Genomic DNA, 26,286 nt, shown 5'->3' with positions numbered 1-26,286 from the left:
GTGACTGGCTTGTTTATTACTCTGGAAGGCCCGGAAGGCGCCGGCAAAAGTACCAACCGCGAGTACCTCGCCGAGCGTCTGCGCGATGCGGGTATCGAAGTGTTGTTGACCCGTGAGCCTGGTGGTACGCCCTTGGCCGAACGTATTCGCGAGGTGTTGCTGACCCCGGGTGAGGAGGTCATGAATGCCGATACCGAACTGCTGCTGGTATTTGCGGCCCGAGCCCAGCACCTGGCAGCGGTGATTCGCCCGGCGTTGGCTCGCGGGGCGGTGGTGCTGTGCGACCGTTTCACCGATTCGACCTATGCCTATCAGGGTGCCGGTCGCGGTCTGAGCCTTGAGCGTATCGCTGCCCTGGAGGATTTCGTCCAGGGCGCATTGCGCCCGGACCTGACCCTGGTCTTCGACTTGCCGGTGGAGGTCGGCCTGGCGCGGGCCAGCGCCCGGGGTCGACTGGACCGTTTCGAGCAGGAAGGCCAGGCTTTTTTCCAGAAGGTCCGTGAGGCTTTCCTGAAGCGCGCTGAAGCTGCCCCGCAGCGTTATTTTCTGGTAGATGCGGCGCAGCCCCTGGTTCAGGTCCAGCAGTCCCTGGATGCTTTGCTTCCGCAATTGCTGGAGCGCGCCCGTGGCTGAGGTCTTTCCCTGGCAGGATGCCCTCTGGCAGCAACTGGCGGGGCGCGCGCAGCATGCTCATGCCTACCTGCTGCATGGCCCGGCGGGTATCGGCAAGCGGGCGCTGGCCGAGCGCCTCATGGCCCGGCTGCTGTGCCAGCGTCCGGATGGGCTGGATGCCTGTGGACAGTGCAAGTCCTGCCTGCTATTGCAGGCAGGAAGCCACCCGGACAACTACGTGCTGGAGCCTGAGGAGGCGGACAAGGCGATCAAGGTCGACCAGGTTCGTGATCTGGTGAGCTTCGTGGTCCAGACCGCGCAGTTGGGCGGCCGCAAGGTGGTGCTGATCGAGCCGGTGGAGTCGATGAATATCAACGCCGCCAACGCGTTGTTGAAGAGCCTTGAAGAGCCTTCCGGGAATACCGTGCTGTTGTTGGTGAGTCACCAGCCGAGCCGGCTGTTGCCCACCATCAAGAGCCGTTGCGTGCAGCAGGCGTGCCCATTGCCCAGCCAGGCGGTGAGCCTGCAGTGGCTGTCCCATGCCTTGCCCGAGTGTACCGAGGAGGAGCGAGGAGAGCTGTTGACCCTGGCCGCCGGCTCGCCGTTGGCTGCGGTCAGCTTGCAGGCCCAGGGCGTTCGCGAACAGCGGGCGCTGGTGGTGGAAGGGGTGAAGAAGTTGCTCAAGCAGCAGCAGTCGCCGACTCAGTTGGCCGAGTCCTGGAATAGCATTCCCTTGCTGTTGCTGTTCGACTGGTTTTGCGACTGGTCGAGCCTGGTCCTGCGTTATCAATTGACCCAGGATGAGCAAGGGCTGGGGCTGCAGGATATGCGCAAGGTGGTGCAGTACCTCGCGCAAAAGTCCAGCCAGCCCAAGGTGCTGAGCATTCAGGACTGGATCCTGGCGCAGCGCCAAAAGGTCCTGAGCAAGGCCAACCTCAATCGTGTACTGCTGTTGGAAGCGCTGCTGGTGCAATGGGCGGCACTGCCTGCCCAGAACTGATGTGCGGCGCCTAGAATCAAGCTTGTATCCGGCCGGACGGTGAAGTCCGGCTCTTTCATTTATCGGATGTAGTTGTAGCCTCCTATGCTCGTAGATTCCCATTGCCACCTTGATCGTCTCGACCTTGCTGCCCACGATGGCTCTCTGGATGCTGCGCTTGCGGCGGCTCGCCAGCGCGGTGTCGGCCATTTCCTGTGCATTGGCGTCAGCGCGGACAACGCGGCAGACGTCAAGGCCCTGGCCGATCGCTATGACGATGTCGATTGTTCGGTGGGGGTGCACCCGCTGGATGTGCAACCGGGTGCGGCGCCAGCGCTGGACTGGTTGCTGGACGAGCTGAACCATCCGCGAGTGGTGGCCATCGGCGAGACCGGTCTGGACTATCACTACGAGCCCGAGGCCGCTGAACTGCAGCAGCAGTCCTTCCGCCTGCATCTGCAGGCCGCGCAGCAAACCGGCAAGCCGGTGGTGGTGCACACCCGCGGCGCTCGTGCAGATACCCTGGCGTTGTTGCGTGAAGCGGCGCTGCCCAATGCCGGCGTGCTGCACTGCTTCACTGAGGACTGGGATATGGCCAAGGCGGCCCTGGACCTGGGGTTCTATATTTCCCTGTCAGGGATTGTCACCTTCCGCAATGCCGACGCCTTGCGGGACGTGGCGCGCCAGGTGCCGGCCGATCGGCTGCTGGTGGAAACCGATGCGCCTTACCTGGCGCCGATACCCTATCGCGGCAAGCCCAACCTGCCGCAGTATGTGCGTGAAGTGGCGGAGTTCCTGGCGATGCTGCGGGGCGAAGCCTATGAAGCCTTCGCCGAACAGACCACGGCAAACTTCAAGCGCCTGTTTCCCCTGGCTCGGGTCAAGAGCGGCGCTTGAGTTGCAAGTCGGGAAGGTAAATCCCAGGCAAAAAAAACCCGGGTTCTGGGGGGTGAATCCGGGTTAAGACCATTAGGAGTAAAACTAAGGCACGCGGTCCTTCGGTACCTTCATCGGCGTTCCACTTGGGGGAGATGTCCCGCCGACAGTTCAAGTATTGATCACTATTACGTTCAGTCCAGTTACCCCTGCTCGTTTTTTAAACAAATTTGGAATACACGCGCTTCGGTTGGGTTCTCATTTGCCGTGTATAGATGAGTATTCCGCGAAAAATCATGGATATTTACTGAATTAAGGCGATTTTTGCTGGGAATAAGCGATTTTACCCGTTTGTTTCGCACATACGCCGTTGCAGATTAAATTTCCTGAGAGGCGGATCTTCATCAATATCATCGATACTTTCAGAGCGATCACCCATTGTTGGCGTTTTTTTCCGAAGCTATTCAGGCGCTTTTTCACGCCAGGGGCAGGCTACGGGCTATTGGATAGTGGTGGAATTACGACTCGTTGAGCTGTTTTCGTCGAGTGTGGGGCTTGAGGTGGTATATGGCGCCTATTGCGGGAAGGCCAAGACTTTATGGTCTGAACTTGGGCTTTGCATCACGCGGTGTTTCCTGTTTTGACCGCTTGCCAGCCCAGTATTCACTGGTTTTTCCGGGTTTTTGAGGCCGGTGCCAGCCGTTTCGGCAGGTCGGTTTTTTCGTCAGAAACAGCAGCCACGATGGATGATCCGTGCATTTTTGCGCAAGTTAGGCATAATACGCGGCTTCGATTTTGACCCCGAACAGACCTTTTCTTATGCAGAAAGAACCTCGTAAGGTCCGTGAGTTTCGTCGCCGCGAGCAAGAAATTCTCGATACCGCGCTCAAGCTGTTCCTCGAACAAGGTGAAGACAGTGTCACCGTCGAGATGATTGCGGATGCCGTGGGTATCGGCAAAGGGACCATCTACAAGCATTTCAAGTCCAAGGCAGAGATCTATCTGCGCCTGATGCTCGATTACGAGCGTGACCTGAACGAGCTGCTGCACTCTGCCGATGTCGACAAGGACAAGGAAGCCCTGTCCCGGGCCTACTTCGAATTTCGCATGCGTGATCCGCAGCGCTACCGGTTGTTCGATCGCCTGGAAGAGAAGGTGGTCAAGGGCAACCAGGTGCCGGAGATGGTCGAGGAGTTGCACAAGATCCGCGCTTCCAACTTCGAACGCCTGACCCTGTTGATCAAGGGCCGTATCAGCGAAGGCAAGCTTGAAGACGTGCCGCCGTACTTCCACTACTGCGCTTCCTGGGCGCTGGTGCATGGAGCGGTGGCGCTGTACCACTCGCCGTTCTGGAGCAATGTGCTGGAGGACCAGGAAGGTTTCTTCCAGTTCCTGATGGACATCGGCGTGCGCATGGGCAACAAGCGCAAGCGCGACCCCGACACCTCCAACGGCTGAGGCATTCAGCCGTTGTATGGCGCTATCGGGAAACTGTATGGCGCAGTGTCCGGGGAATATACTCAGGCATGGGACTTGCTAAAACCTGATTTATAAGTCAGGTTTTGCCCGGTTCCTCCTTCCTACGCCGGAGTCATCCATGATCGTCGATCGTCAAGGCAGGCGCTTTCGCAACTTGCGGATCAGTCTGACGTCTGCCTGCAACTATGCCTGTACCTACTGCGTGCCCAACGGCAAGCGGCTGGTGGCTGCCCAGGACGAGTTGTCGGCCCAGGCGATGGCCCGGGGCGTGGCGTACCTGATGGAAGCAGCGGGCATCGAGCGCTTGCGCATCACCGGTGGCGAGCCTCTGGTCAGTCCCAAGTTGGAGGCTTTCATGGGGGCGGTGGGGCAGATGGGCCTGGAGGACATCAGCTTGACCACTAATGGCCAGCTCCTGGCGCGCAAGCTGCCATTGCTGGTGGACGCCGGGATCCGACGGATCAACGTTTCCCTCGATACGCTGGACGCCGCGGCTTTTCGCAGCATCGCCCGTGGCGGCGATCTGGCCACGGTGCTCGACGGCATGCAGCAGGCCCGGGCCGCGGGCCTGAAGATCAAGGTCAACATGGTGCCGTTGCGCGGGCAGAACCTGGATCAGGTCATGCCACTGCTCGATTACTGCCTGCAGCAAGGCTATGAGCTGCGCTTCATCGAGTTGATGCGCATGGGGCACCTGGCCAGTGACGGCAACGCCTTCCTGCAACAGTTTGTCAGCCTGCAGCAACTGCTGGAGCTGATCGGCGAACGTTATGAGTACCTTCAGGCCGATGCACCGGTGGACGCTACCGCCGTGCGCTACGAGATTCCCGGGCTTGGCCATTTTGGGGTGATCGCCAATGAAAGCGTGCCATTTTGCCGGACCTGCTCACGCTTGCGGTTGTCCTCCACCGGTTGGTTGCATGGCTGCCTGTCATCGAGCAATCGTCACTATGTTGGCGATCTTCTGGACAAGCCGCGGCATCAAGCATTGCCAGCCTTGCAGCGCCTGTTGGTCAAAGCCCTGGGGGACAAGCAGGATGTGGCCTTTTCCGGTGGCGCCACGGTGATGAAGATCATCGGCGGTTAATTCTGTTCCTGCGTAATTCCCTTCAGCTTCGGAGCTGGCGCGGAAGCTGCATCTTGTGGCCATTCGGCGGTTTTCCGTCACCGGATTTTGGAGGGTAGGATGCGTAGCCTGGTTTTGCTGCTGGCCTTTTTGGCGCTCGGCGGCTGCATGAATGTCAGTGATATGGGCGAAGGTGTCCGTTACCACCTGAGTGATGCGGGAGTGCTTGATCACAGTGACACTCGCCGTACCAGCTCATTTCGCATTCAGCCGGATTCGTTCATTTTCATTGCCCAAGGGCATTTCGTACCGCCTGGTGGTGCTTATCCACGGCCCAACGTGGTGGCTGAAGAAGCCTTCAATGGCTTTGTCGAATATTTCCCCATGGTGCGTCGGGCCCGGGCACCTGAAGGCCTGAACGAAGCCATGGCCGAAGCTCGTGAAGTCGGGGCGCACTATTTGCTATACGCCCGGTTTGCCAAGGCCGATGACCGTATTGGCAACTCTGATGAGTGGCTGGATCAAGAGGCGTTGGACCGTCTGGGTATCGATACCAGTACCATCCAGATCATGCTGATTGAAACCAGCACCCAGTATCTGATCGATTCGGCACGGATTCGCAGTCGTGGCGGTTTACTGACGTTCCATGACAACAAGCCACAGGACCTGCTGGGCCCGCCCTTGCAGCAATACGCTCGGGGTTTGTTGGGCCTGAGCGACTGAGTGAGAGATTAAGGAGGTAGGCATGAGTGGTCCAGGCAAGGCTAATGATCTGTTGGCGCAGATTCCCAAGGCCGAGAAGGGGCTGCCGCCGGTCCACCTGTGGAACCCTGATTTCTGCGGTGATATCGACATGCGTATCGCCCGCGACGGCACTTGGTATTACCAGGGGACGCCCATTGGGCGGAAACCCATGGTCAAGCTGTTCTCCACTATTATCCGCCGCGATGGCGACGACTATTTCCTCATCACGCCGGTGGAGAAGGTCGGTATAAAGATCGATGACGCACCCTTCGTTGCCGTGACTCTGGAGGTCGAAGGGCAGGGCGAAAGCCAGGTGCTGCGCTTTACCACCAACGTCGATGAGCAAGTGGTTGCCGGTGGCGAGCACCCGTTGCGGGTGATGATCGATCCGGTGACTCAGGAGCCGGCGCCTTACCTCCTGGTTCGACACAATCTTGAAGCGCTGATCCATCGCAATGTCTTTTATCAACTGGTGGATCTGGCACAGATTCGTGTCGTTGATGGCCAACGCTGGCTTGGTGTGTGGAGCGGCGGGAAGTTCTTCCCAATTGATCTCGAGCCCTAGATAGAGGCTCCGGTCTCTGCAAAAGATATTTCTTGATCTGGATCCGACGTTTCATGTATCAAGCCGGACATGATTAGACATGTTCGATTTGATAAGAAAACACGCGTGGTCGACGAACTGATCCGGCGCATTGAAAGCGGTCTGCTGGAAGACGGTTTTCAGCTACCGGGTGAGCACCAGTTGGCTCAGGAATTCGGTGTCAGCCGCGGTACCTTGCGTGAGGCCCTGGCTGAGCTCAAGCGTCGTAACTACATTGCCACGCAAAGCGGCGTCGGCTCGATCGTCACCTTCGACGGCGTGGCCTTGGACCAGCATCACGGCTGGGCCCAGGCCCTGGCCGACAGCGGTACGCTGGTCAATACCGAGGTGTTGCGCCTGGAGCCAATCCTGCGGCCGGATCTCAAGCATCGCCTGGGCACCGACCAGTTCATTGCCCTTGATCGCCGCCGGCGCAGTACTGATGGCCGAGTGTTGTCCCTCGAGCGTTCTCTGATCCCGGCCTCCGGCGAGTTGGAAGGCTTGCCTCGGGTCGGTCTGATCGATGATTCCTTGACCATTACCCTGGCCGCCTACGGCTATATTGGCGAGCGCGGCGACCAGTGGGTCAGCGCCGAGCCGTTGAGCGCCGAAGATGCCCAATTGCTGGGGCGCGCACCGGGTGAGGTGTTTCTCAAGGCTCTGTGCACCACCTATGACCGCCAGGGACGCTTCATGGAGCAGGTCGAGAGTTTGCTGGACCCGCAGCATTTTCGTATGCACCTGCAATTTGGAAAGTCGCGATGAGCCAGCTCCTGCGCGGGCTCGGGGCCTTCTACGGACTGGCCTTGGGCGACGCGTTGGGCATGCCGACCCAGTCCTTGAGCCGCGAACAGATCCTGCAGCGCTTCGGCGCCATCCGCACCCTGGAAGACGCCGGTCCCGATCAGCCGATTGCTGCCAACATGCCCGGAGGCTCGATCACCGACGACACCGAGCAGGCGATCCTGGTGGGCCGTCTACTGGTGCAGGGCAAGGGGCGGATCGCCCCAGCGACCTTGGCTCGGACTCTGATCGAGTGGGAGGCGGTGATGCAGGCCAAGGGATCCCAGGATCTGCTCGGTCCGTCCACCAAGCGCGCCATCGAAATGATTCTTGCCGGCCACTCGGTGGAAGAGGCCGGCCGCTACGGCACCACTAATGGCGCGGCCATGCGCATCACGCCAGTGGGGATCGCGGCCAACGTGGCGGTGCCCGAGGACTTTATCCTGGCAGTGGTTCAGGCGTGCCAGGTGACTCATAACACCAGCCTGGGGATTGCCAGTGCGGCGGCAGTGGCGGCGGTGGTTTCCGCCGGGATCAACGGCGCTGCCCTGAGCGAGGCCTTACCTCTTGGTATACAGATTGCCCGCCAGGCAGAAACTCATGGCCACTGGGTGGCAGGCGCGAGCATCGCTGCCCGCCTGGAGTGGGCGAGCACCCTGACGGTTGACCGCGACAAGGAGCGGTTCGCGCGGATGCTGTATGAGCTGGTCGGTACTTCGGTGGCGTCCCAGGAATCGGTGGTGGTCTGTTTTGCCCTGGCCAGGCAGGTCGCCCTTGGGCAGTTGCAGGCCTTCGAGGCGCTGTGCATGGCCGCCAGCCTGGGCGGCGACACTGACACTATCGCGGCGATTCTCGGGGCGATGCTCGGTGCGTGTCTGGGGTTGGATGTATGGCCCGCAGCGTTGATTGACCAGGTTCAGCAGGTCAATCAACTGGATCTGCAGCCGCTGGTAAAAGAGTTGTTGGCCCTGCGCTGAGTTGGCTGGCGCCGAACGCTATGGAAAGCTTGATTACGGCCAGGAATGCCGGGATGTTCAGTGACTTCCGAAATTGCCTAAAACCATAACAACGGCAACAGGAGCCTTCTTCATGAGTTCATCGACCGCCGGGCCAGGCGCCGGGCAACTAGAGACCCGCGGTATCGAGCCGGTTCCCGAGGCGGAGTGCAACGGGCATCCACTACAGCTGTTCTGGGTCTGGTTCGCGGCCAATATCAGCATCCTCGGTTTGCCCCTGGGGGCGACCCTGGTGGCGTTCCGCGGCCTGTCGATCTGGCAGGTACTGCTGGTGGCGATCCTTGGTTCGGTGGGCTCGTTCGCCGTGGTCGGGTTGATCTCGGTGGCTGGCCGCCGTGGGCGGGCACCAAGCCTGACTCTGTCCCGGGCGATCTTCGGCGTGCGCGGCAACATCGGCCCGACCCTGGTGTCGATGCTTTCGCGGGTCGGCTGGGAGACGGTCAATACCACCACTGCGGCCTTTGTCCTGCTGTCCCTGAGTTCGATCCTGTTCCACACCCCGGCATCCGCCAAGGATGCGCCACTGTTGACCCTGCTGTTCATCGGCATCTTCGTGTTGATGACCTTGAGTGTCTCCGGCCTGGGTCACGCCACCTTGCTGGTGATCCAGAAGTGGGCCACCTACGGCTTCGGCGCGTTGAACGTACTGGTGGGCGGTTTTCTCTGCGCCACCATCGACTGGGCCGCAGTGTTCAATGCATCCCCTGCGCCCCTGAGCGCGATGATCATCGGTATCGGCACCATGGCTGCCGGCACCGGGATTGGCTGGGCCAGCTCCGGGGCAGACATGTCGCGCTATCAGCAGCGTTCGGTCAGCGCCGGGCGGTTGGTCGCCTCGGCGGCTTTTGGTGCAGGTATCCCGTTGGTGCTGCTGATTACCCTGGGAGGGCTGCTGTCGGTAGGCAATGACCAACTGGCCTCGGCAGTCGACCCGATCATCGCAATCCGCGGCATGCTGCCGACCTGGATGGCCGTGCCTTATCTGATCGCCGCCTTCGGTGGCTTGCTGCTGTCCAACAACCTTTCGGTGTATTCCGCCGGCCTCACCGCATTGACCCTGGGCCTCAAGGTCAAGCGGGTCTATGCAGTGCTGGTGGACATCGTGGCGATCTTCATCGGCTCGATCTACTTCATGCTGATCGCCGACAGTTTCTACGGTCCTTTCATCAGCTTCATCTCGTTGCTGGCGGTACCGATCACCGCCTGGGTGGGGATCTTCGTGGTGGACCTGATCCACCGTCACTACTACAGCGCCGAGGACTTGCTGAATGTCGGCCCTGGCAGTGCCTATTGGTACCAGGGTGGTATCGAGTGGCGCGCCTTTGGCGCCTGGGTGCTGGCCATCGTCCTGGGGTTCTGTTTCACCAGCATTGGCACCACCGCTGAAGACGTCTGGTTCAACGGGCCGCTGGCCGACTCCTGGCTGGGCCATAACGGCCTGGGCTGGATCGTCACCTTCCTGGTGGCCGGCGGCGGTTATGGCTTGCTCGGCGGAGCCCGGGACCGGCGTAGCGGCTTTGTCGAGAATGCCAATGCCTAGGTTGCTCCACAGTGGCCAGGTGATCGTCGATCTGGTGATGGCCGTAGACCGTCTGCCGGCCTCCGGTGGTGATGTGCTGGCCGAGTCGGCGTGCTTCGAGGCCGGTGGCGGCTTCAACGTCATGGCCGCAGCTGCGCGCAACGGCTTGCCGGTGGTCTATCTCGGCCGTCACGGTCAGGGGCGTTTTGGCGACCTGGCGCGGGAGGCCATGCAGGCCGAAGGCATTCAGGTGAGCCTTGCGCGCAGCCTTGGCGCCGACACCGGTTTGTGCGTGGCGGTGACTGAAGCGTCCGCCGAGCGCACCTTCATTTCCCATATCGGTGCCGAGGGCGAGTTGTCGGCGCAGGACTTGGCACAGGTCGCCGTGACCGCTGGGGATTATCTCTACGTCAGCGGCTACAGCCTGCTGCAGGCGAGCAAGGCCCAGGCCCTGATCGACTGGTTGCTGGGGTTGCCCCGTTCGGTGCCGCTGATGTTCGACCCAGGCCCCCTGGTGGATTCGGCGGACTCGCCGCTGATGGCGGCGTTGTTGCCGCGGATCGATATTTGGAGTAGTAACCGGATCGAAGCGCTGCATTTCACTGCTACCTCAACGATTGCCGAGGCGTTGCCGCGACTTGGATCATGGTTGTCACCTAGCACCTTGCTGGTGGTGCGGGACGGCCCTCAGGGCTGCTGGATCAGTCAGTACGGACATCAAGTTCAGGTCCCGGGATTCAAGGTCGAGGCCGTGGACAGCAATGGCGCCGGTGACGCCCATGCCGGGGTCTTTATCGCCGCGCTCGCGGCCGGCCATGAGCCTCTGGCGGCGGCCCGTCGTGCCAACGCGGCAGCGGCCATTGCGGTTACCCGCCGTGGGCCGGCCACGGCACCGGGCAGTGCCGAAGTGGATGCGCTGCTCGACGCCCAGTGATTGTCGCGAGGGAGCTCGCTGCCGGTGGTCGGCGGCAACGAGCCTTCGTCCATAGCTGGCGGGTCGATGTTGATCTTCGGCGTGCCCTGGGTGGCGGGGTATCTCGGACCTTCCACGGGGGCGGTCGGTCCGCTGGCATCGGCCAGTGCTGCGGTGGAAGCAGTCCGGCCAGGGCAAGGGCAGAGAATTGGACCTTGATCATGGTGTCGCCTCCATGGGTTAGAGCCGTTACCTGATGTTGGTCGGTGCCGGGTTGCGCTTGGTGCCTGGGGATCGACGAGCGGTGTCAGGTGCTGCGTGCAGTCCGTGGATGGTACATGCGGCGCCAGCCCAGGCGCCCGAGGGTTATCAGCCAGTTCAGCAAGGCAATGCCAAGCACGGTGAACAGCAGTGTCTGCATGCCAGCATCGACAATGATCCTCCCCGCCAGCAAGGGAAACCCGAATACCCCGATAAAGTAGGACAGGCTGAACAGTAGCAACGCTTGTGAGGTGCTGCCGGCCGGTGCTTCGTTGGCTGCCAGGCCATTGATCACCGAATAGGTCAGGCCGTAGCCGACTCCCAGTACCACCGCAGCCAGCAGGTAGCTGGCGCTGCTGTCCACGGCAAACAGGAACAGCAGGATCGACACCACCATCAATCCTGACAGCAGGCAGGAGGCACGGTAAGGATCGCGCTTGACCACGATGCCGGCGATCAGCATCCGGCTGGCGATGGCGGCGCTCATGAAGCCGAGAAAGAACAGTGAGTAGTCCACGCCGCGGGAAGGCCCGTAGCTGGTCTGGAAGCTCGACAGGCCGCCGAATACGCAGCCTCCCAGGCCCACCATGATGATCGGCAACAGCGCTTTGGAGGACAGTACCCGAGCCATGCCGACCCAGGTGATTCTCGCGGCTGAGGCGCCCAGGTGATTGGTCCGTTGGCGCAAGCGGGCATCCAGCTTCCAGAAGATCAGCACCCCCAGCAGGCTGGCCACCGCCGCGATGAAAAAGGCGCTGGTCAATGGAAAGCCCAGGGCGCTGCCCAGGCGACCCAGCAGGGGCCCGGAACCAATCCCGCTCATCATGCTGCCGGACAGCAGGGCGAAGTAGCGTGCCCGTTGTACGGGCTCCACCAGCATCGCCACGATGATCGGTCCCAGGGTGTAAAACACCCCCCAGCCCAGGCCCAGGGTCAGGCCGAAGAACAGCAAGGCGTGGCCGACCCCCGGGGTCAGGGCGAAGCCCAGGCTGGCCAGCGCCAGCAGGCAGCCGAACAGGGCTACCGAACGGGCGGCGCCAAGCCAGTCCGAGAGGTGCCCGGAGCCGATCACTGCGACAAAGGTGCTGAGCATCGCTGCGGAAATCACGCTGCCGGCGTCGTGCTCATTGCCGCCGCGGGTGCTGATCAGCAGCGACAAGAGAAAGGTCGAACCGTAAGACAGTGACAGCAGATAGCTGCCCAGGCAGAACAGCCCGAACAGGGGGCCTGCCCCCTGGGATTCCTGCGTAGCACGCGCGGACATGAAAGCGCCTCTTTATCCTTGGAGTTATGCCGGGCTTTCTAACATGGCGATGCCAGGTGTTTGTTGTGTTCCTGCTGGTCTCAGGGTTAGTTGGCAGCGGAGTAAGGACTGGCCTTACTGGCCGATTTCCTCCAGCAACGCTTGCCTGAAGTGTTGCAGGCGCTCATGGCGGATCTGCGCCAGGCGGGTACCGGTCGGGGTTTGAAAACCTGCGGCAAGGTGCAGCAGCTTGGTCTCGAAGTGATCCAGGGTGAAACGCGAGTCATCCAGATCGCGCTGGCTGGCACAGGGATCCGCTGGGTCGTAAAGGACTCGGCCCAGGCGCCCAGCGACATAGAAGGTGCGCGCTACGCCGAGGGCCCCGAGGGAGTCCAGCCGATCGGCGTCCTGAAGGATCCTGGCTTCCAGAGTCGTGGGAGCAATGGCGGCGGAAAAACTGTGGGCGGCGATGGCGTGGGCCACGGCGTCGATCTCTGGGCTCGACCAGTCGAGCTCTTCGAGAATTTCGCGGGACTTGTCCGCCGACAGCCGTGAAGCCTGGGAGCGCAGCGGCGAGCTTTTTTCCACGGCCACACAATCGTGGAGCAGGGTCGCGGCCAGCAACACCTTGAGGTCGCCGCCTTCCTCTTCAGCAATGCGTTTTACGTTGGTCCACACTCGTTGCAGATGAGACAGGTCATGGGCGCCGTCATCGACGGGGGCGAGGGCGTGAGGCAGCAGGGTTGCTGCCAGGGTTTGCAGGGGGGCGAAGGTCATTCGGCGTTCCGCGATAGCCAGTTCGGCGTCACTGTAGCAGTTGCCGCAGGCTCGGGCCGCGTTCGGATGATCAGGTCCGCAGGGTGTTCCGAGGTGCTCAAGAGCAACGCTTGTTACGTCGCGGTGCCGCCCAGGCTGATCGCAGCCTTTGGCAGCACCGGTCGGGTCCAGAGGTTCGCCCAGGTGCATAAATGCCCGTGCATGTTTTTCTCCTGTCGTTCTAATATGGCCGCCTGATTCCGCCATGAGAACCGTCGATGACCGTCGAAATCCGTCCTGCGCTGCCCAGTGATGCCCCGCAGATTCTTGCCTTCATCACCGAACTCGCCGATTACGAGCGCGCTCGCCATGAAGTGATCGCCAGCGTCGCCGACATCGAGCGCAGTCTGTTCAGCGAAGGAGCAACGGCCCACGGGCTGATCTGCCTGCGCGAGGGTCTGCCGATCGGCTTTGCGGTGTTTTTCTTCAGTTATTCGACCTGGCTGGGCAGCAACAGCCTGTACCTGGAAGATCTCTACATCACCCCGGAACAACGGGGTGGCGGAGCGGGCAAGCAACTGCTGCGGCACTTGGCGCAGATTGCTTGTGATAACGACTGCGGGCGCTTCGAATGGAGCGTGCTGGAGTGGAATGAACCGGCGATCCAGTTCTACAAGTCCCTTGGCGCGCAGCCTCAGGAAGAATGGGTCAAGTACCGCATGGACGGTGAAGTGCTGCGGGCTTTCGCCCGCGGTTGAAGTTCCCCGGCGCAGGTTCTGGAGTGCCAGCGCCAGTGCACGACAGCCTGGCCCAGGCTACAAATGCGCATTTCGCTGGCAAGCCATGCTTGCAAAAACCGTGGCTCAGGCTTTCAAGGTCGCCATGTCGATCACGAAGCGATACTTCACATCGCCCTTGATCATGCGCTCGTAGGCCTCGTTGATCTGGCGGATGTCGAGCATTTCGATGTCGCAGGTGATGCCATGTTCGGCGCAGAAATCCAACACCTCCTGGGTCTCGGCAATGCCGCCGATCAGCGAGCCGGCTAGTACGCGACGGCTCATGACCAGCTTGCCGGCGTGGAGTGCCGGGTCCACCGGTTCGATCAGGCCCACCAGGATATGCACGCCGTCAAAGCGCAGGGTGTCGAGGTAAGGGTTGAGATCGTGGGGCACCGGAATGGTGTCCAGGAGGAAGTTGAAATGCCCGGCCACTGACTGCATCTGCGCCGGGTCGGTGGACACGATCACATGATCGGCGCCCTGGCGCCGGGCTTCTTCGGCCTTGCCCGCCGAGCGGGTGAACAGGGTCACTTCGGCTCCCAGGGCCTTGGCGAACTTGATGCCCATGTGGCCCAGGCCGCCCATGCCGAGAATGCCCACCTTGTCCCCGGCCTTGACTCCGTAATGCTTGAGTGGCGAGTAGGTGGTGATGCCGGCACAGAGAATCGGTGCGGCGCTGGCCAGGTCGAGCTTCTCTGGGATACGTACGACAAAGTGCTCGCTGACCACGATGCTGTCGGAGTAGCCGCCCATGGTGTTGCTGCCGTCGACCCGGTCCGGGGTGGCATAGGTCATGGTCGGACCTTCCAGGCAGTACTGTTCCAGATCTGCAGCGCAGGCCTCGCAGTGGCGGCAGGAGTCCACCATGCAGCCGACGCCCACCAGGTCGCCGACCTTGTGCCGACTGACGTTGGCGCCGACAGCGGTGACCTTGCCGACGATCTCGTGGCCGGGCATCAGCGGGTACACGGCGATGCCCCATTCGTTGCGGGCCTGGTGGATGTCGGAGTGGCAGACGCCGCAGTAGAGGATCTCGATGGCGACGTCGTCCGCACGTGGACTGCGTCGCTGGAAGCTCATGGGGGCGAGGGGAGTGGTGGCCGATTGGGTGGCATAACCGATGGCGGTGTACATGGTGAACCTCGCAAAAGCGCTGACAAGTGAGGCGAGGCATTTTCGGCGTCGAGCGTCGTTGCAGCCATGGCGATTCCTCGGCATGTCATGCCTATTCCTCCGTCATTGGCGGTTTTTGCGCGGCATTGGCCAGCAGACCTGCGATGATGTTTTCATCCCTTTTTCCGTGAAGTTTTCCCCATGCTGCTGACCCGTCACCTCGACGCCAATGCCCCTCTGGTTTCGTTGCTCCAGCCCCTTGCCAGTCGTGACGGCTTTATCCCCACTGCATTGCCTGGGGTGCAGGTGCTGCGGGCCAGCCGTGATGTGGCCCGGGGACCACAGATCTACGAGCCGAGCCTGATGATCATCGTTCAGGGCAGCAAGCTGGCCTACCTGGGCACGCGGACCCTGGAGTACGGTGCCGGGCATTACCTGATCCAGGCGCTGTCGGTGCCCTTCGAATGCGAAACCTTTGCCTTGCCCAATGCGCCGCTGTTGGGGGTTTCGATTGCCATCGATCGGGCGATGTTGGGGGAACTGGTACTGGCCATGGGCATCACCGAGGGTCGCACGGTTTCGGCGCAGACCCTGGAGTCCATGACCTCGGCGGTGCTCGATGACGCCATGCGCGGGTGCGTGGAGCGGTTGCTGCGCTGCCTGCACGATCCTCTGGAGTGCAAGATCATGGGTGCTTCAAGGGTGCGAGAGTTGCTGTTCGCCGCCTTGCGCGGGCCTCAGGCCGATGCGTTACGGGCACTGGTGGAGCAGCAGGGGCAATTCGCCAGGGTGGCGGCGTCGCTCAATCACCTGCACGAACATTACACCGAACCGTTGAATGTCGAGACCCTGGCCCGTTGCGCCAACATGAGTACTTCGACCTTTCATGAGCACTTCAAGCGCAGCACCTTGCTGTCGCCGGTGCAGTACCTCAAGCGCCTGCGGTTGCTCAAGGCCCAGCAGTTGCTGTTGGGGGAGGGGTTGGGCGTGGCCCAGGTGGCGCATCGAGTGGGGTATCAGAGTACGTCGCAGTTCAGTCGTGAGTACAAGCGCTACTTCGAGCGTAATCCGGGTGATGAACGCACGGCTTGAAATCGCTGCTCGCAGGTAGGTGTTGGATTGCCAGAGAATCGCAAGCATAAAAAAGGCTCCCTTCATTGGGAGCCTCTTTGGCACAGCGGTGACTTACATGTTCGGGTAAGTCGGGCCGCCGGAGCCTTCCGGGGTGACCCAGGTGATGTTCTGCGCAGGATCCTTGATGTCGCAGGTCTTGCAGTGCACGCAGTTCTGCGAGTTGATCTGGAAGCGCTTCTCGCCGTCTTCCTGGGTGATCACTTCATACACGCCGGCCGGGCAGTAACGCTGAGCCGGCTCATCGTACAGCGGTAGGTTGCGGCCCAACGGAATGCTCGGGTCGGTCAGCTTCAGGTGGCAAGGCTGTTCTTCTTCATGGTTGGTGCCGGAGATGAACACCGAGCTCAACTTGTCGAAGCTCAGCTTGCCGTCGGGTTTCGGGTAGTCGATCTTCGTGCAGTCCTTGGCCAGCTTCAGGCAGGCGTAGTCCGGCTTGGTGTCGTGCAGAGTGAACGGCATTTTGCCGCCGAGGATGTTCTGGTCGAACCAGTTGAAGCCGGCGCCGATGATCGGGCCGAACTTGTGCATGGCCGGGCCGAAGTTGCGGCTGGCGAACAGCTCTTCATACAGCCAGCTGGCCTTGAACGAGTCGACATAGCTCTTGAGCTCGTCGGCGCCTTCGGAACCGGCGAACAGCGAGTCGGCTACCGCATCGGCGGCGAGCATGCCGGACTTCATCGCGGTGTGGCTGCCCTTGATCTTGGCCACGTTCATGGTGCCCAGGTCGCAACCGATCAGTGCACCGCCCTTGAAGACCATCTTCGGCAGCGAATTGATACCGCCCTTGGCCAGTGCGCGGGCGCCGTAGCTGATGCGTTTGCCGCCTTCCAGGTATTGCTTGAGCACCGGGTGATGCTTGAGACGCTGGAACTCGTCGAACGGCGACAGGTAAGTGTTGGCGTAGGACAGGTCGACGATCAGGCCCACCACCACCTGGTTGTTTTCCAGGTGATAGAGGAAGGAGCCGCCGGTGTTCTCGTTGCTCATGATGTCCAGCGGCCAGCCGGCGGTGTGCACCACCAGGCCCGGTTGGTGCTTGGCCGGATCGATTTCCCAGATTTCCTTGAGGCCGATGCCGTAATGCTGGGCGTCGGCGTCGCTGTCCAGGTTGAACTGCTTGATCAGCTGCTTGCCGATATGGCCACGGCAGCCTTCGGCGAACAGGGTGTATTTGCCGCGCAGTTCCATGCCTGGGGTATAGAGACCTTCCTTTGGATGGCCTTCACGGTCGACACCCAGGTCACCGGTGATGATCCCGCGGACCACGCCGTTTTCGTCGATCAGGGCTTCCTGGGCGGCGAAGCCCGGGTAGATTTCCACGCCCAGGTTCTCGGCCTGCTGGGCCAGCCAGCGGCACAGGTTGCCCAGGGAGATGATGTAGTTGCCTTCGTTGTGCATGGTCTTGGGCACAAAGAAGTCTGGAACCTTGGTGGCGGCTTCACCGCTGCGCAGGACATAGATGTCGTCGCGGGTCACGGGGGTGTTTAGCGGGGCGCCCAGTTCTTTCCAATCCGGGAACAATTCGTTCAGGGCCCGAGGTTCGAACACGGCACCGGAAAGGATGTGAGCACCGACTTCGGAGCCTTTTTCAACCACGCAGACGCTGATTTCCTTACCGGCTTCAGCGGCCTTCTGCTTAAGGCGGCAAGCGGCGGACAAGCCTGCGGGGCCGGCACCGACGATGACCACGTCGAATTCCATGTATTCGCGTTCCACTAGGCTATCTCCTACTCAAGGCTCAACGGTTTTTTCTAATTGGAGGTTTGGCGTTGCATCCGCGCTTTCTCCCATCACACATGGGGGGAGGAGGTGAGGATGGCCGACCTTTCTCTCTGGGCGGCGCATTATATCTACACCACTCTCAGCGTCCAATACAAACGTTTGTTTGAATTTGCCGCAGCCCAGATAAATCAAAGAAGCGCGGCTCATGAACGGCTATTTTGCCGTATTGACCGGAAAAGGCGTTCCGGTCAAGATACGGTCGGTTTTGCGCTCGCCGTAGGCTGACTGTTGGTTTCAAGAGCACCTCTAAAGACAGGGCAAAGGCAGTAAAGGTGACGCACCGCGCAGCTTGAAAGTGCGCAGTTTACACGCCGCGATAATGAATGACTCGTCGGTCACCACTGACGAACGGTCATCACCCCGTGAGCAAGGTCAACCTGATGTACGCCAGCGTTTTTGGAGGTGCCCTTGTGCCGATGAGCATCAACCGCCAGGTTCTCGCCTAGGCGACTTTCTTTTCACCGGAGAGTAACGAGGAATCCATGAAGGTTCTTGTAGCTGTCAAACGAGTGGTCGACTATAACGTCAAGGTTCGCGTCAAAGCGGACAACTCCGGCGTCGACCTCGCCAACGTCAAGATGTCGATGAACCCTTTCTGCGAAATCGCAGTGGAAGAAGCCGTACGCCTGAAAGAGAAAGGCGTGGCGACTGAAATCGTCGTCGTCTCCATCGGCCCGTCCACCGCTCAAGAGCAGCTGCGTACCGCGCTGGCTCTGGGTGCTGACCGTGCCATCCTCGTCGAATCTGCCGATGAACTGAACTCCCTGGCCGTGGCCAAGCTGCTCAAGGCTGTGGTCGACAAGGAACAGCCACAGCTGGTGATCCTCGGCAAGCAGGCCATCGATAGCGACAACAACCAGACCGGCCAGATGCTGGCTGCATTGAGCGGCTACGGTCAGGGCACTTTCGCTTCCAAAGTCGAAGTCAACGGCGACAGCGTTGCTGTAACCCGCGAAGTCGACGGCGGTGCGCAGACGGTTTCGCTGAAGCTGCCGGCCATCGTCACCACCGACCTGCGTTTGAACGAGCCGCGCTACGCGTCCCTGCCAAACATCATGAAAGCCAAGAAGAAGCCTCTTGAAGTGCTGACTCCTGATGCTTTGGGCGTTTCCACCGCCTCCACCAACAAGACCCTGAAAGTCGAAGCGCCGGCTGCACGCAGCGCGGGCATCAAGGTCAAGTCGGTGGCTGAACTGGTCGAGAAACTGAAAAACGAAGCGAAGGTAATCTAATCATGACTATCTTGGTAATCGCTGAACACGACAACAAGGCGCTGGCTCCGGCCACGCTGAACACCGTGGCTGCGGCCGCGAAAATCGGTGGCGACATCCACGTGCTGGTTGCAGGCCTGGGCGTTGGCGCCGTGGCTGAAGCGGCTGCGAAAGTGGCTGGCGTGGCTAAGGTGCTGGTGGCTGATAACGCCGCTTACGCGCACCAGTTGCCGGAAAACGTTGCTCCGCTGGTGGTAGAGCTGGGCGCTGGCTACAGCCACATCCTGGCTGCCGCGACCTCCAACGGTAAAAACATCCTGCCGCGGGTTGCCGCTCAGCTGGATGTTGATCAGATCTCCGAGATCATCTCGGTTGAAAGCGCTGATACCTTCAAGCGTCCGATCTATGCCGGTAACGCAATCGCTACTGTGCAATCGAGCGCTGCGGTAAAAGTCATCACCGTCCGCGCTACCGGTTTCGACCCGGTTGCCGGTGAAGGTGGTTCGGCTGCGGTTGAAGCTGTATCTGTTGCCAAGGATGCGGGTACTTCCAGCTTTGTTGGCGAAGAGCTGGCCAAGTCCGATCGTCCTGAGCTGACTGCTGCCAAGATCGTCGTTTCCGGCGGCCGCGGCATGCAGAACGGCGACAACTTCAAGCACCTGTACGCCCTGGCCGACAAGCTCGGCGCAGCTGTCGGCGCTTCCCGCGCGGCGGTCGACGCAGGTTTCGTACCCAACGACATGCAGGTCGGCCAGACCGGCAAGATCGTTGCGCCACAGCTGTACATCGCCGTCGGTATTTCCGGTGCGATCCAGCATTTGGCCGGTATGAAAGATTCCAAGGTGATCGTTGCGATCAACAAGGACGAAGAAGCACCGATCTTCCAGGTGGCTGATTACGGCTTGGTGGCGGACTTGTTCGAAGCAGTACCCGAGTTGGAGAAGCTGGTCTAATCCGGCGGCTTCACTTATAAAGAGCCCGGCCCTTTGGCCGGGTTTTTTTTGTCTGCTGTTTGCTGGGGGAGAGTTTTGCCATGGATCTGCGCCGCATGAGTGGCTGGTCAGCACTGTTGGGCCTGACGTTGTTGCCGTCGCTGTCGATGGCCGCGGGCAAGTGCGAGCGGCTGGTGGTTACGGGCAGTCCTGATGCGCCGCCTTACTTGTGGCGTGACCCGCAGAATCCCAAGCATCTGATGGGTGCCAGCGCCGACCTGTTACAGCAGGTAGCGGGGGAGATGGGGTTGAAGGTCGAGTTGCTGTACGCCGGCAAACGCTCCGAGGCTCTGGAGGAAGTACGTACCGGGCGCATGGACCTGCTTGCCGATGCGCCGTTGACCCTGGATGAACTGGAGTCCCTGGACTACATCCATCCGGCCCTGGTGCAGAACGACTACCTGGTCTGGACCCGCAAGGATTCGACCCTGAGCTACACCCAGCCGGCGGATCTTGCTGGGCATCCTGGCGCTGTATCGGAAAAGGCCCGGTTGACCCAGCCTTTTGTCGCTATGGCCAAGGACCACTTGCAGCTCAAGCGCCTACCGAACCTGACCCAGGTCTTTCAGACCTTGCTTCTGGGAGAGGTGGATTATGTCCTGGCGCCGCGTTATGCCGGCATGGCCATGGCCCAGTCCTTGGGCATGGAAGCGGATCTGGCAGCATTTCCCCAACCTATCGACAAACCGGGACTGTTTCTCGCGCTCTCCCACAACTCGGCCTGCAATGACCCATGGTTGCGCGGACAGTTGGCAAAAAAGATGACAGAATTGCCGGCGTCCGGTCTGACGGAGGCCTTGCTGCAGCGCAATCTTGAGCGCTGGAAGGCCCAGTTGCAGCAACCCGTCAACAGCCCAAAACCGTAGGAATCTTGTGTGACTATTCGACCTCTTTTCGCTGCCGTGGCCCTGTTGGCCATGGCGGGTTGTGCAACCGATCCAGCACCCAACGAGCAGATGCGCCTCACTGCCCAGGCGTTGGAGCAAGCCAAGGCCGTAGGGGCCTCTAGCGAGGATGTGCCTGAGTTGAAACTGGCCGAAGACAAGTTCTCCCGAGCCCAGGGCAACATGCAGGATGAGTCCTACAAGAAGGCGCGGATGCGTGCCGAGCAGGCCGAACTGGATGCACGCTTGGCCGAGGCCAAAGTCCTGACCCAGAAGAGCCAGGAGCAGGTAGACGTACTCAATACCCGCATCACTCGCCTGCGCAAGCAATTGGGAGATGCCCAATGAAGCTCTTCAAACCCATGTTCGGCGCTACAGTGCTGTTGGCCTGCGCCAGTCTCTATGGCTGTGCCGGTCAGCACAGCGAGGAAGCCTTGCAGCAAGCCAGTATCGACTTCCAGAAGGTCAAGGAAGATTCCAATGTGCTGCGTATAGCGCCCAAGGACGTGATCCGCGCCGGTGAGTCCCTGGCCCGTGCCGATCGCCTGTCGACCTATTGGGGCAGCGGTGGCGACGTTGAGCACTATGCCTATCTGAGCCGCCGTTACAGCGAAATTGCTCGCGAACACACCGAGCAGATGTTGAATCAGGAACGCGCGGCCAAGCTTGAGCTGGAGCGCCAGCGCCTGCAACTGGCCCTGCGTGAAGCCAAGCTGCTGAGCGTGCAACAGCAGGGCAAATGGCTGGAAGAGCAGATCATCAGCCTGGCCACCACCCAGACTGATCGTGGCCTGGTGATGACCCTGGGCGATGTGCTGTTCGATACCGGGGAGGCGGAGCTGAAGAATTCGGCCAACCGTACTGTGCTCAAGGTGGTGCAATTTCTCCAGCTCAACCCCAAGCGCGTGGTGCGTATCGAGGGTTACACCGACAATACCGGCGAGCGCCAGAGCAATCTGCAACTGTCCCGGGATCGCGCTCAAGCGGTGGCGGATGTGCTGGTGGACCTGGGGATTGATGAGAAGCGGATCCAGGTCGAGGGTTATGGCGACGACTATCCGGTTGAAGCCAACGCCTCCGAACGGGGCCGGGCGCAGAACCGTCGGGTAGAAATCGTCTTCTCTGACGAAAAGGGCCAGCTCGGCGCTTCTCGCTGAAACCAACCTGTTGCCCTGGGAAAACCCGACGCCTCGCAAGCGTCGGGTTTTTTTATGCCTGCCACGGGGTTCGCAAAAACCCTACAGTTCTACTTTTCACTGCCCCACATCCTCGACTATTGTAGAAACTGTCCCAGTACACTTCTAAACTGTGCCGGTATTGTTTCACACAAGAATAAAACGCCGTGAAATCGAGTGCTGCGCAATGACCAATCTCTTGCTCTATCAACGTATCGCTCAGCAGTTGGCTGAGGATATTCGCCGTGGTGTCTACCAGCCGGGCGAGCGTGTACCGTCGGTGCGCAAGATGAGCTCGCAGCTCAATGTCAGCCACGCCACGGTGCTCCAGGCTTACGCCAACCTGGAGGATCAGGGGTTGATCCGTGCGCGCCCACAGTCGGGTTACTACGTGCACCAGACGCCGGCGCTGACCGCGTCGACGCCGGACATCGCTCGGGTCGAGCGCCCGGGACTGGTGACCCGCAGCAGTATTATCCAGCAGGTGTTGGTGGAATCCCGTCGCGAAGGGGTCTTTCCTCTGGGCGCTGCAGTACCCAGCGTCGACTACCTGCCGGTGCGGGCGCTGCACCAGCAATTGGCCAAGGTCACGCGTTTTCATAGCCCTCGGGCATTCAGCTATATGTTCAGTCCGGGGTTCGAGCCCTTGCGGCGCCAGGTGGCAATTCGCATGCGCGATGCCGGGGTGGTGGTCGATCCTTCGGAAGTGGTGATCACCCACGGTTGCGTGGATGCGCTACAGATGTCGCTGCGGGTGCTGACCCGGCCGGGTGATCTGATTGCCGCGGAGTCGCCGACCTACTACGGCTTGTTGCAACTGGCGGACCTGCTGGGGCTCAAGGTCATCGAGATTCCCAGCGATCCCTCTACCGGCATGAGTCTTGAGGCCTTGCAGCTGGCGGCCAACCAATGGTCGATCAAGGCCCTGGTGCTGACCACGCGCCTGAGCAACCCCCTGGGCGGCACCATGCCGGAAGAGCGGCAGAAGCAACTGCTGCGCCTGGCTTCGGACTTTGATATCCAGGTGGTCGAGGACGATATCTACGGTGAGTTGATGTTCGAGGTGGGGCGCACCAAGGCTCTTAAGGCCTATGACCGCCTGGATCGGGTGATCTACTGTTCGAGCTTTTCCAAGACCCTGTCGCCGGGAGTGCGCATCGGTTGGATGATCGCCGGCAAGTATCAGCAGGAGATCCAGCGCCTGCAGACGTTCAGTACCCATTCGGCGTGCAGCGTGACTCAGATGGGCGTCGCGGCCTATCTGGAGAACGGTGGTTATGACCGGCATCTGCGCTACATTCGCCAGGAATACCGCAAGAACCTCAGTGCCTTTCAACTGGCGGTGCAGCAGTACTTTCCTGAGGGTACGCAGATCACTCGGCCCAATGGGGGGTTCATCTTGTGGGTCAGCCTGCCGGGCCGGGTCAACACCCAGGAGCTGCATGTGCGCGCCTTGCAGCAAGGCATCAGTATTGCCCCCGGATTGATATTCAGTAACACCGAGCAATTCAATCACTGTGTGCGCTTGAACTGTGGCACTCCCTGGAACCGTGAAGCCGAACGAGCGTTGATGACCTTGGGAATGCTTGCCAGCCAGTTATGCCAGGAAGCGGCCGGCGGATTTTAAACAATCAAGCCCCGTGCTTGTCATGGGGCTTGCAACAAGCGAGCATAGGGCACCTTTTGTCGATCTACCTGCCTTTATGAAAGCCTTTCTTCCTGCCTTCTGGTTATGCGTCTGCCTGTTGGGAGTTGCCCCCGTCACGTCCGTCCAGGCAGACTCGGCTTCGGACAAACCGGCAGCCAGTAGTTCCCACCCGAGCAAGCCGACTACCACCAAGAAAACGCCTGCGAGCAAAAACAAGGCGCCAGCCAGTGCCGCAAAGGCCAAGCCGGCGAACAAGAAGGCCACGTCGAAATCCAAGTGGGCCTATCAAGACATCAAGACGCCTTTGACCAGCCCCAAGCTGGATTTGAGCCTGCCGCCGGAGATGGTCAAGCACCTGCAACCTGTCGGTAGCGTGCCACTGCCCAAGCGTGAGCCGCTGCTGCCGCAGATGTTCGGCGAGAAACCCAAGGAAAGCAGCCCGTTCCAGCTCAATGGCCGCTTGCTCAGCAACGAAATGCAATTGCAGTTGCGCAATGAGGAGCGTCGGGAAATCGAAGGCGCTGCCCTGGATTTCGAGTTCAAACAGTAAAAATTTCAGCATTGCCGTGACTGGCTGGGTCGACACTTTGTCGGAGACTGATCAGTCACGCACGGTTGTGCGTCAAATCCGTTCTTTGAGTAATTTAAAACGGCTGTTTTAGCGGTTACTCTTACCGGGAGTCATTCGACACTTTGCTTGTCGCGAGGAGTTTTTCGTCATGAACTGCCGTGAAGGTTGTGGCGCCTGCTGTATTGCCCCCTCCATCAGTACACCGCTTCCCGGAATGCCCCAGGGCAAACCGGCGGGAGAACGCTGCCTGCATCTTTCTGTCGAACACCTGTGCGGTCTTTTCGGCATGCCAGAGCGACCAGCAGTGTGTGGCGCGTTCCAGGCAGATCCTGAGGTTTGTGGCGAAAGTCGTGAAGAAGCCATCCGCTTGATCGGTTGGTGGGAACAAATGACAGCGGCTTAAGGTGTTCTCAATGAACGGAACTTCAACAATAAGGAATAAGACAATGGGTTCGCTGCATCGAATTGCTGTGCTCTGTGGTTTAACCGTGCTGTTGGCGGCAACGGCTCACGCCGAAGACTGGCAAACGGCCAAGGATGAAGACGGCATCAAGATTTCCTTGAGCGAAGTGGCCGGCTCCAAATACAAGGCCTACCGTGGTGTGACTACCATGAAGACCTCCATCGCCAAGCTCCGCGCACTGCAGGAAGACGTGGCCGGCGCCTGTTCCTGGATTCACGAGTGCAAGACCCAGAAACTGCTCAAGCATGAGGGCGATCAAAGCTGGACCTATACCCAGTTCAATACCCCGTGGCCGGTCACCGCCCGTGATTCGGTGCTGCACATCACCACCAGCGAGGCCGCTGACGGCAGTCTTACCCGCAAGCTTGAAGGCGTGCCGAGCTACATCCCCGAAGAGAAAGGCTTCGTACGTGTGGCCCAGGTTGAGGGTTACTGGAAGTTCGTCCCCAAGGGGGCCGACCAGGTTGAAGTGACCTACCAGGTGCACACCGAGCCGGGTGGCAGCGTGCCGTCCTGGTTGGCCAACAAGTTCGTGGTGGATGCACCCTTCAATACTTTGAAGGCGCTGAAGGCCCGTGCTGAAAAGCCGTGATCGGCTAAGTATTCACCGGGTTCACCAAGGCCGCCTTCGGGCGGCCTTTTTATTGGTGTCCGCAGGCCCGCCTGGTGGAACGATTGCCCAAGGCTCAAGGTCGAGATGTTGTAAGCCCACTCTTGGGGCTATCGAGGAGGCACTGATGCAAAAGTGGCAAGTCACTTTCGTTGATGATCATGGTGTCCAGTCCGTCGAACACTTTGATTGCGACCAGCAACCGACGCTGGAGCGAGCCGCACAACTGGTGCGGGCCAAATTGCTGCCCGTGAGTGCCGAGTTGGATCTCAACGATCTGGATGGGCGTATCGAGGCGCCCACGCTCAAGAGCCTGAAAGAGCAGAACAGCATTCAGATTCTCGGCATCACGCCGATCTAGAGAGGGCAGAGGTCGTTCCGGCAGCAATTTCTGGCGGCGTCCAGAGGTTGGCGCTAATCTGCAAACGAGATCAGCGAATTCTTCGCTAAGCTCTGATCTTGTCAGCTCCATGCTTGTTTCCTGACGACCCGCCCAGGGTCGTGATGCCGGTTACTTTGGCCGGCGGGTCGGGAAGCACGGAAAGTCTATCCATCGGTTTGAGGAGGACGTTTCATGAGCACAGCCTTTCAAGAAGACATCAGCAGCAGTGTGCTGCGCCGCATGAAAGAAGGCGGTTTTGACTTTTCACGATTCCATCCCATCGAGTTCTACGCCATTTTCCCGGATGAGGAGCGGGCGCGCAGGGCGGCAGGACATTTTCGCGGTGAATCCTTGAATGCCCAGATCAGCGTGCGTGACGATGGCGCCTGGTATCTGGAACTGAGCAAGGTGATGTACGCCACCCATGGCGGCATCGGGGATTTTGAACAGGACTTCGAGGCGGTGGTCGAGCCCCTGGGCGGCATTATTGAGGGGTGGGGAGTGAAGCAGGAGGTTCGAGGGCGGCTGGTATAGCCTGCGCAATCTTCTCGAGACTGACAATTGGCTGACCCCTGGGTCGGCCAGTTGCGTTTTATGGGGGATGAAAAAGGCAAAAAAAGCCACCCGATTGGGTGGCTAAAAGGGAAGGTCGGTCAGGAGAGGCAGCCGGTAGGGAGTATCCGGATCCGCTTGTCATCAACGTTGCAGC

The 26,286-nt window shown here is 60.3% G+C and carries 29 protein-coding genes; 25 read left to right on the top strand and 4 right to left on the bottom strand.

The window, feature by feature from the left end; translation table 11 throughout:
* From tmk to GV819_RS03160, 11 genes are all read left to right on the top strand, one after another.
* Positions 1 to 633: a dTMP kinase gene (tmk, locus tag GV819_RS03210; protein WP_161753437.1), complete on the top strand. Its 633-nt coding sequence runs from the start codon at positions 1 to 3 to the stop codon at positions 631 to 633.
* A complete protein-coding gene (locus GV819_RS03205; RefSeq protein WP_161753435.1) occupies positions 626 to 1,612 on the top strand; it encodes a DNA polymerase III subunit delta' in 987 nt (328 codons plus the stop codon). Before tmk ends, GV819_RS03205 begins: the two co-directional genes overlap by 8 nt.
* 84 nt (positions 1,613 to 1,696) lie before the next feature.
* Positions 1,697 to 2,488 (top strand): TatD family hydrolase, encoded by a 792-nt coding sequence (locus GV819_RS03200; RefSeq protein ID WP_161753433.1) that lies wholly within the window; start codon positions 1,697 to 1,699, stop codon positions 2,486 to 2,488.
* A 798-nt stretch (positions 2,489 to 3,286) separates the two neighbouring features.
* Complete coding sequence (locus GV819_RS03195; protein ID WP_159897239.1) at positions 3,287 to 3,925, top strand: TetR/AcrR family transcriptional regulator; 639 nt, start codon at positions 3,287 to 3,289, stop codon at positions 3,923 to 3,925.
* A 139-nt stretch (positions 3,926 to 4,064) separates the two neighbouring features.
* Positions 4,065 to 5,033, top strand: coding sequence for a GTP 3',8-cyclase MoaA (locus GV819_RS03190; protein WP_161753431.1), 969 nt, complete (start codon positions 4,065 to 4,067; stop codon positions 5,031 to 5,033).
* A gap of 99 nt (positions 5,034 to 5,132) precedes the next feature.
* Positions 5,133 to 5,735: a DUF4823 domain-containing protein gene (locus tag GV819_RS03185; protein ID WP_161753429.1), complete on the top strand. Its 603-nt coding sequence runs from the start codon at positions 5,133 to 5,135 to the stop codon at positions 5,733 to 5,735.
* A 22-nt stretch (positions 5,736 to 5,757) separates the two neighbouring features.
* Complete coding sequence (locus tag GV819_RS03180) at positions 5,758 to 6,321, top strand: DUF1285 domain-containing protein (protein ID WP_161753427.1); 564 nt, start codon at positions 5,758 to 5,760, stop codon at positions 6,319 to 6,321.
* A gap of 69 nt (positions 6,322 to 6,390) precedes the next feature.
* The gene (locus GV819_RS03175) at positions 6,391 to 7,104 is read left to right on the top strand and encodes a GntR family transcriptional regulator (protein WP_161753425.1); all 714 of its coding nucleotides are present in this window, start codon (positions 6,391 to 6,393) and stop codon (positions 7,102 to 7,104) included.
* Positions 7,101 to 8,099: an ADP-ribosylglycohydrolase family protein gene (locus GV819_RS03170; protein WP_161753423.1), complete on the top strand. Its 999-nt coding sequence runs from the start codon at positions 7,101 to 7,103 to the stop codon at positions 8,097 to 8,099. The genes GV819_RS03175 and GV819_RS03170 overlap by 4 nt, the downstream gene beginning before the upstream one ends.
* Positions 8,100 to 8,211: 112 nt before the next feature.
* Positions 8,212 to 9,678, top strand: coding sequence for a purine-cytosine permease family protein (locus GV819_RS03165; RefSeq protein WP_161753421.1), 1,467 nt, complete (start codon positions 8,212 to 8,214; stop codon positions 9,676 to 9,678).
* Positions 9,671 to 10,591 (top strand): PfkB family carbohydrate kinase, encoded by a 921-nt coding sequence (locus tag GV819_RS03160; protein WP_161753419.1) that lies wholly within the window; start codon positions 9,671 to 9,673, stop codon positions 10,589 to 10,591. The genes GV819_RS03165 and GV819_RS03160 overlap by 8 nt, the downstream gene beginning before the upstream one ends.
* A 286-nt stretch (positions 10,592 to 10,877) precedes the next feature.
* On the opposite strand, the gene GV819_RS03155 is transcribed toward GV819_RS03160, so the two are convergent.
* Both GV819_RS03155 and GV819_RS03150 read right to left on the bottom strand, forming a co-directional pair.
* Positions 10,878 to 12,095, bottom strand: coding sequence for an MFS transporter (locus GV819_RS03155; RefSeq protein ID WP_161753417.1), 1,218 nt, complete (start codon positions 12,093 to 12,095; stop codon positions 10,878 to 10,880).
* A 114-nt stretch (positions 12,096 to 12,209) separates the two neighbouring features.
* The gene (locus tag GV819_RS03150) at positions 12,210 to 12,851 is read right to left on the bottom strand and encodes an HD domain-containing protein (RefSeq protein WP_161753415.1); all 642 of its coding nucleotides are present in this window, start codon (positions 12,849 to 12,851) and stop codon (positions 12,210 to 12,212) included.
* 257 nt (positions 12,852 to 13,108) lie between these two features.
* On the opposite strand from GV819_RS03150, the gene GV819_RS03145 reads away from it, so the two are divergent.
* The gene (locus GV819_RS03145; RefSeq protein WP_161753413.1) at positions 13,109 to 13,588 is read left to right on the top strand and encodes a GNAT family N-acetyltransferase; all 480 of its coding nucleotides are present in this window, start codon (positions 13,109 to 13,111) and stop codon (positions 13,586 to 13,588) included.
* A 105-nt stretch (positions 13,589 to 13,693) separates the two neighbouring features.
* On the opposite strand, the gene GV819_RS03140 is transcribed toward GV819_RS03145, so the two are convergent.
* Positions 13,694 to 14,746 (bottom strand): NAD(P)-dependent alcohol dehydrogenase, encoded by a 1,053-nt coding sequence (locus GV819_RS03140; RefSeq protein WP_161753411.1) that lies wholly within the window; start codon positions 14,744 to 14,746, stop codon positions 13,694 to 13,696.
* Between the two features lie 180 nt (positions 14,747 to 14,926).
* Here GV819_RS03140 and GV819_RS03135 point away from each other — a divergent pair, with 180 nt between their 5' ends.
* A complete protein-coding gene (locus GV819_RS03135; protein WP_161753409.1) occupies positions 14,927 to 15,817 on the top strand; it encodes an AraC family transcriptional regulator in 891 nt (296 codons plus the stop codon).
* Positions 15,818 to 15,910: 93 nt separating this feature from the next.
* Here GV819_RS03135 and GV819_RS03130 read toward each other — a convergent pair whose 3' ends face one another.
* Positions 15,911 to 17,575 carry an electron transfer flavoprotein-ubiquinone oxidoreductase gene (locus GV819_RS03130; RefSeq protein WP_161753407.1) on the bottom strand — a complete coding sequence of 555 codons (1,665 nt, stop codon included), beginning with the start codon at positions 17,573 to 17,575 and terminating at the stop codon, positions 15,911 to 15,913.
* Between the two features lie 99 nt (positions 17,576 to 17,674).
* On the opposite strand from GV819_RS03130, the gene GV819_RS03125 reads away from it, so the two are divergent.
* The 12 genes from GV819_RS03125 (at position 17,675) to GV819_RS03070 (ending at position 26,111) form a co-directional block, all read left to right on the top strand.
* A complete protein-coding gene (locus GV819_RS03125; protein ID WP_161753405.1) occupies positions 17,675 to 17,866 on the top strand; it encodes a hypothetical protein in 192 nt (63 codons plus the stop codon).
* Positions 17,867 to 18,123: 257 nt separating this feature from the next.
* Positions 18,124 to 18,873 (top strand): electron transfer flavoprotein subunit beta/FixA family protein, encoded by a 750-nt coding sequence (locus GV819_RS03120; RefSeq protein WP_161753403.1) that lies wholly within the window; start codon positions 18,124 to 18,126, stop codon positions 18,871 to 18,873.
* 2 nt (positions 18,874 to 18,875) lie between these two features.
* Entirely contained in the window at positions 18,876 to 19,805 is a 930-nt protein-coding gene (locus GV819_RS03115) for an electron transfer flavoprotein subunit alpha/FixB family protein (RefSeq protein WP_161753401.1), read from the top strand.
* 80 nt (positions 19,806 to 19,885) lie between these two features.
* Positions 19,886 to 20,710, top strand: coding sequence for a substrate-binding periplasmic protein (locus GV819_RS03110; protein WP_161753399.1), 825 nt, complete (start codon positions 19,886 to 19,888; stop codon positions 20,708 to 20,710).
* 9 nt (positions 20,711 to 20,719) lie between these two features.
* The gene (locus tag GV819_RS03105; RefSeq protein WP_161753397.1) at positions 20,720 to 21,076 is read left to right on the top strand and encodes a DUF4398 domain-containing protein; all 357 of its coding nucleotides are present in this window, start codon (positions 20,720 to 20,722) and stop codon (positions 21,074 to 21,076) included.
* Complete coding sequence (locus GV819_RS03100; RefSeq protein ID WP_161753395.1) at positions 21,073 to 21,885, top strand: OmpA family protein; 813 nt, start codon at positions 21,073 to 21,075, stop codon at positions 21,883 to 21,885. Before GV819_RS03105 ends, GV819_RS03100 begins: the two co-directional genes overlap by 4 nt.
* Before the next feature lie 205 nt (positions 21,886 to 22,090).
* Positions 22,091 to 23,530 (top strand): PLP-dependent aminotransferase family protein, encoded by a 1,440-nt coding sequence (locus GV819_RS03095; RefSeq protein WP_161753393.1) that lies wholly within the window; start codon positions 22,091 to 22,093, stop codon positions 23,528 to 23,530.
* Between the two features lie 76 nt (positions 23,531 to 23,606).
* A complete protein-coding gene (locus GV819_RS03090; protein WP_161753391.1) occupies positions 23,607 to 24,101 on the top strand; it encodes a translation initiation factor 2 in 495 nt (164 codons plus the stop codon).
* 169 nt (positions 24,102 to 24,270) lie between these two features.
* Complete coding sequence (locus tag GV819_RS03085) at positions 24,271 to 24,525, top strand: YkgJ family cysteine cluster protein (protein ID WP_161753389.1); 255 nt, start codon at positions 24,271 to 24,273, stop codon at positions 24,523 to 24,525.
* Between the two features lie 43 nt (positions 24,526 to 24,568).
* Positions 24,569 to 25,177 (top strand): START domain-containing protein, encoded by a 609-nt coding sequence (locus GV819_RS03080; RefSeq protein WP_161753387.1) that lies wholly within the window; start codon positions 24,569 to 24,571, stop codon positions 25,175 to 25,177.
* A gap of 145 nt (positions 25,178 to 25,322) precedes the next feature.
* Complete coding sequence (locus GV819_RS03075) at positions 25,323 to 25,556, top strand: hypothetical protein (RefSeq protein ID WP_161753385.1); 234 nt, start codon at positions 25,323 to 25,325, stop codon at positions 25,554 to 25,556.
* Between the two features lie 213 nt (positions 25,557 to 25,769).
* On the top strand, positions 25,770 to 26,111 hold the full coding sequence (locus GV819_RS03070; RefSeq protein WP_161753383.1) for a ribonuclease E inhibitor RraB: 342 nt from the start codon (positions 25,770 to 25,772) through the stop codon (positions 26,109 to 26,111).
* Positions 26,112 to 26,286 lie beyond the last annotated feature (175 nt).

It is taken from the genome of Pseudomonas sp. Fl5BN2, from assembly GCF_009908205.1.
Classification (GTDB): Bacteria; Pseudomonadota; Gammaproteobacteria; order Pseudomonadales; family Pseudomonadaceae; genus Aquipseudomonas.
The sequence above is the reverse complement of the archived record's forward strand: the minus strand, read 5'-3'. Positions and strand labels throughout refer to the sequence as shown.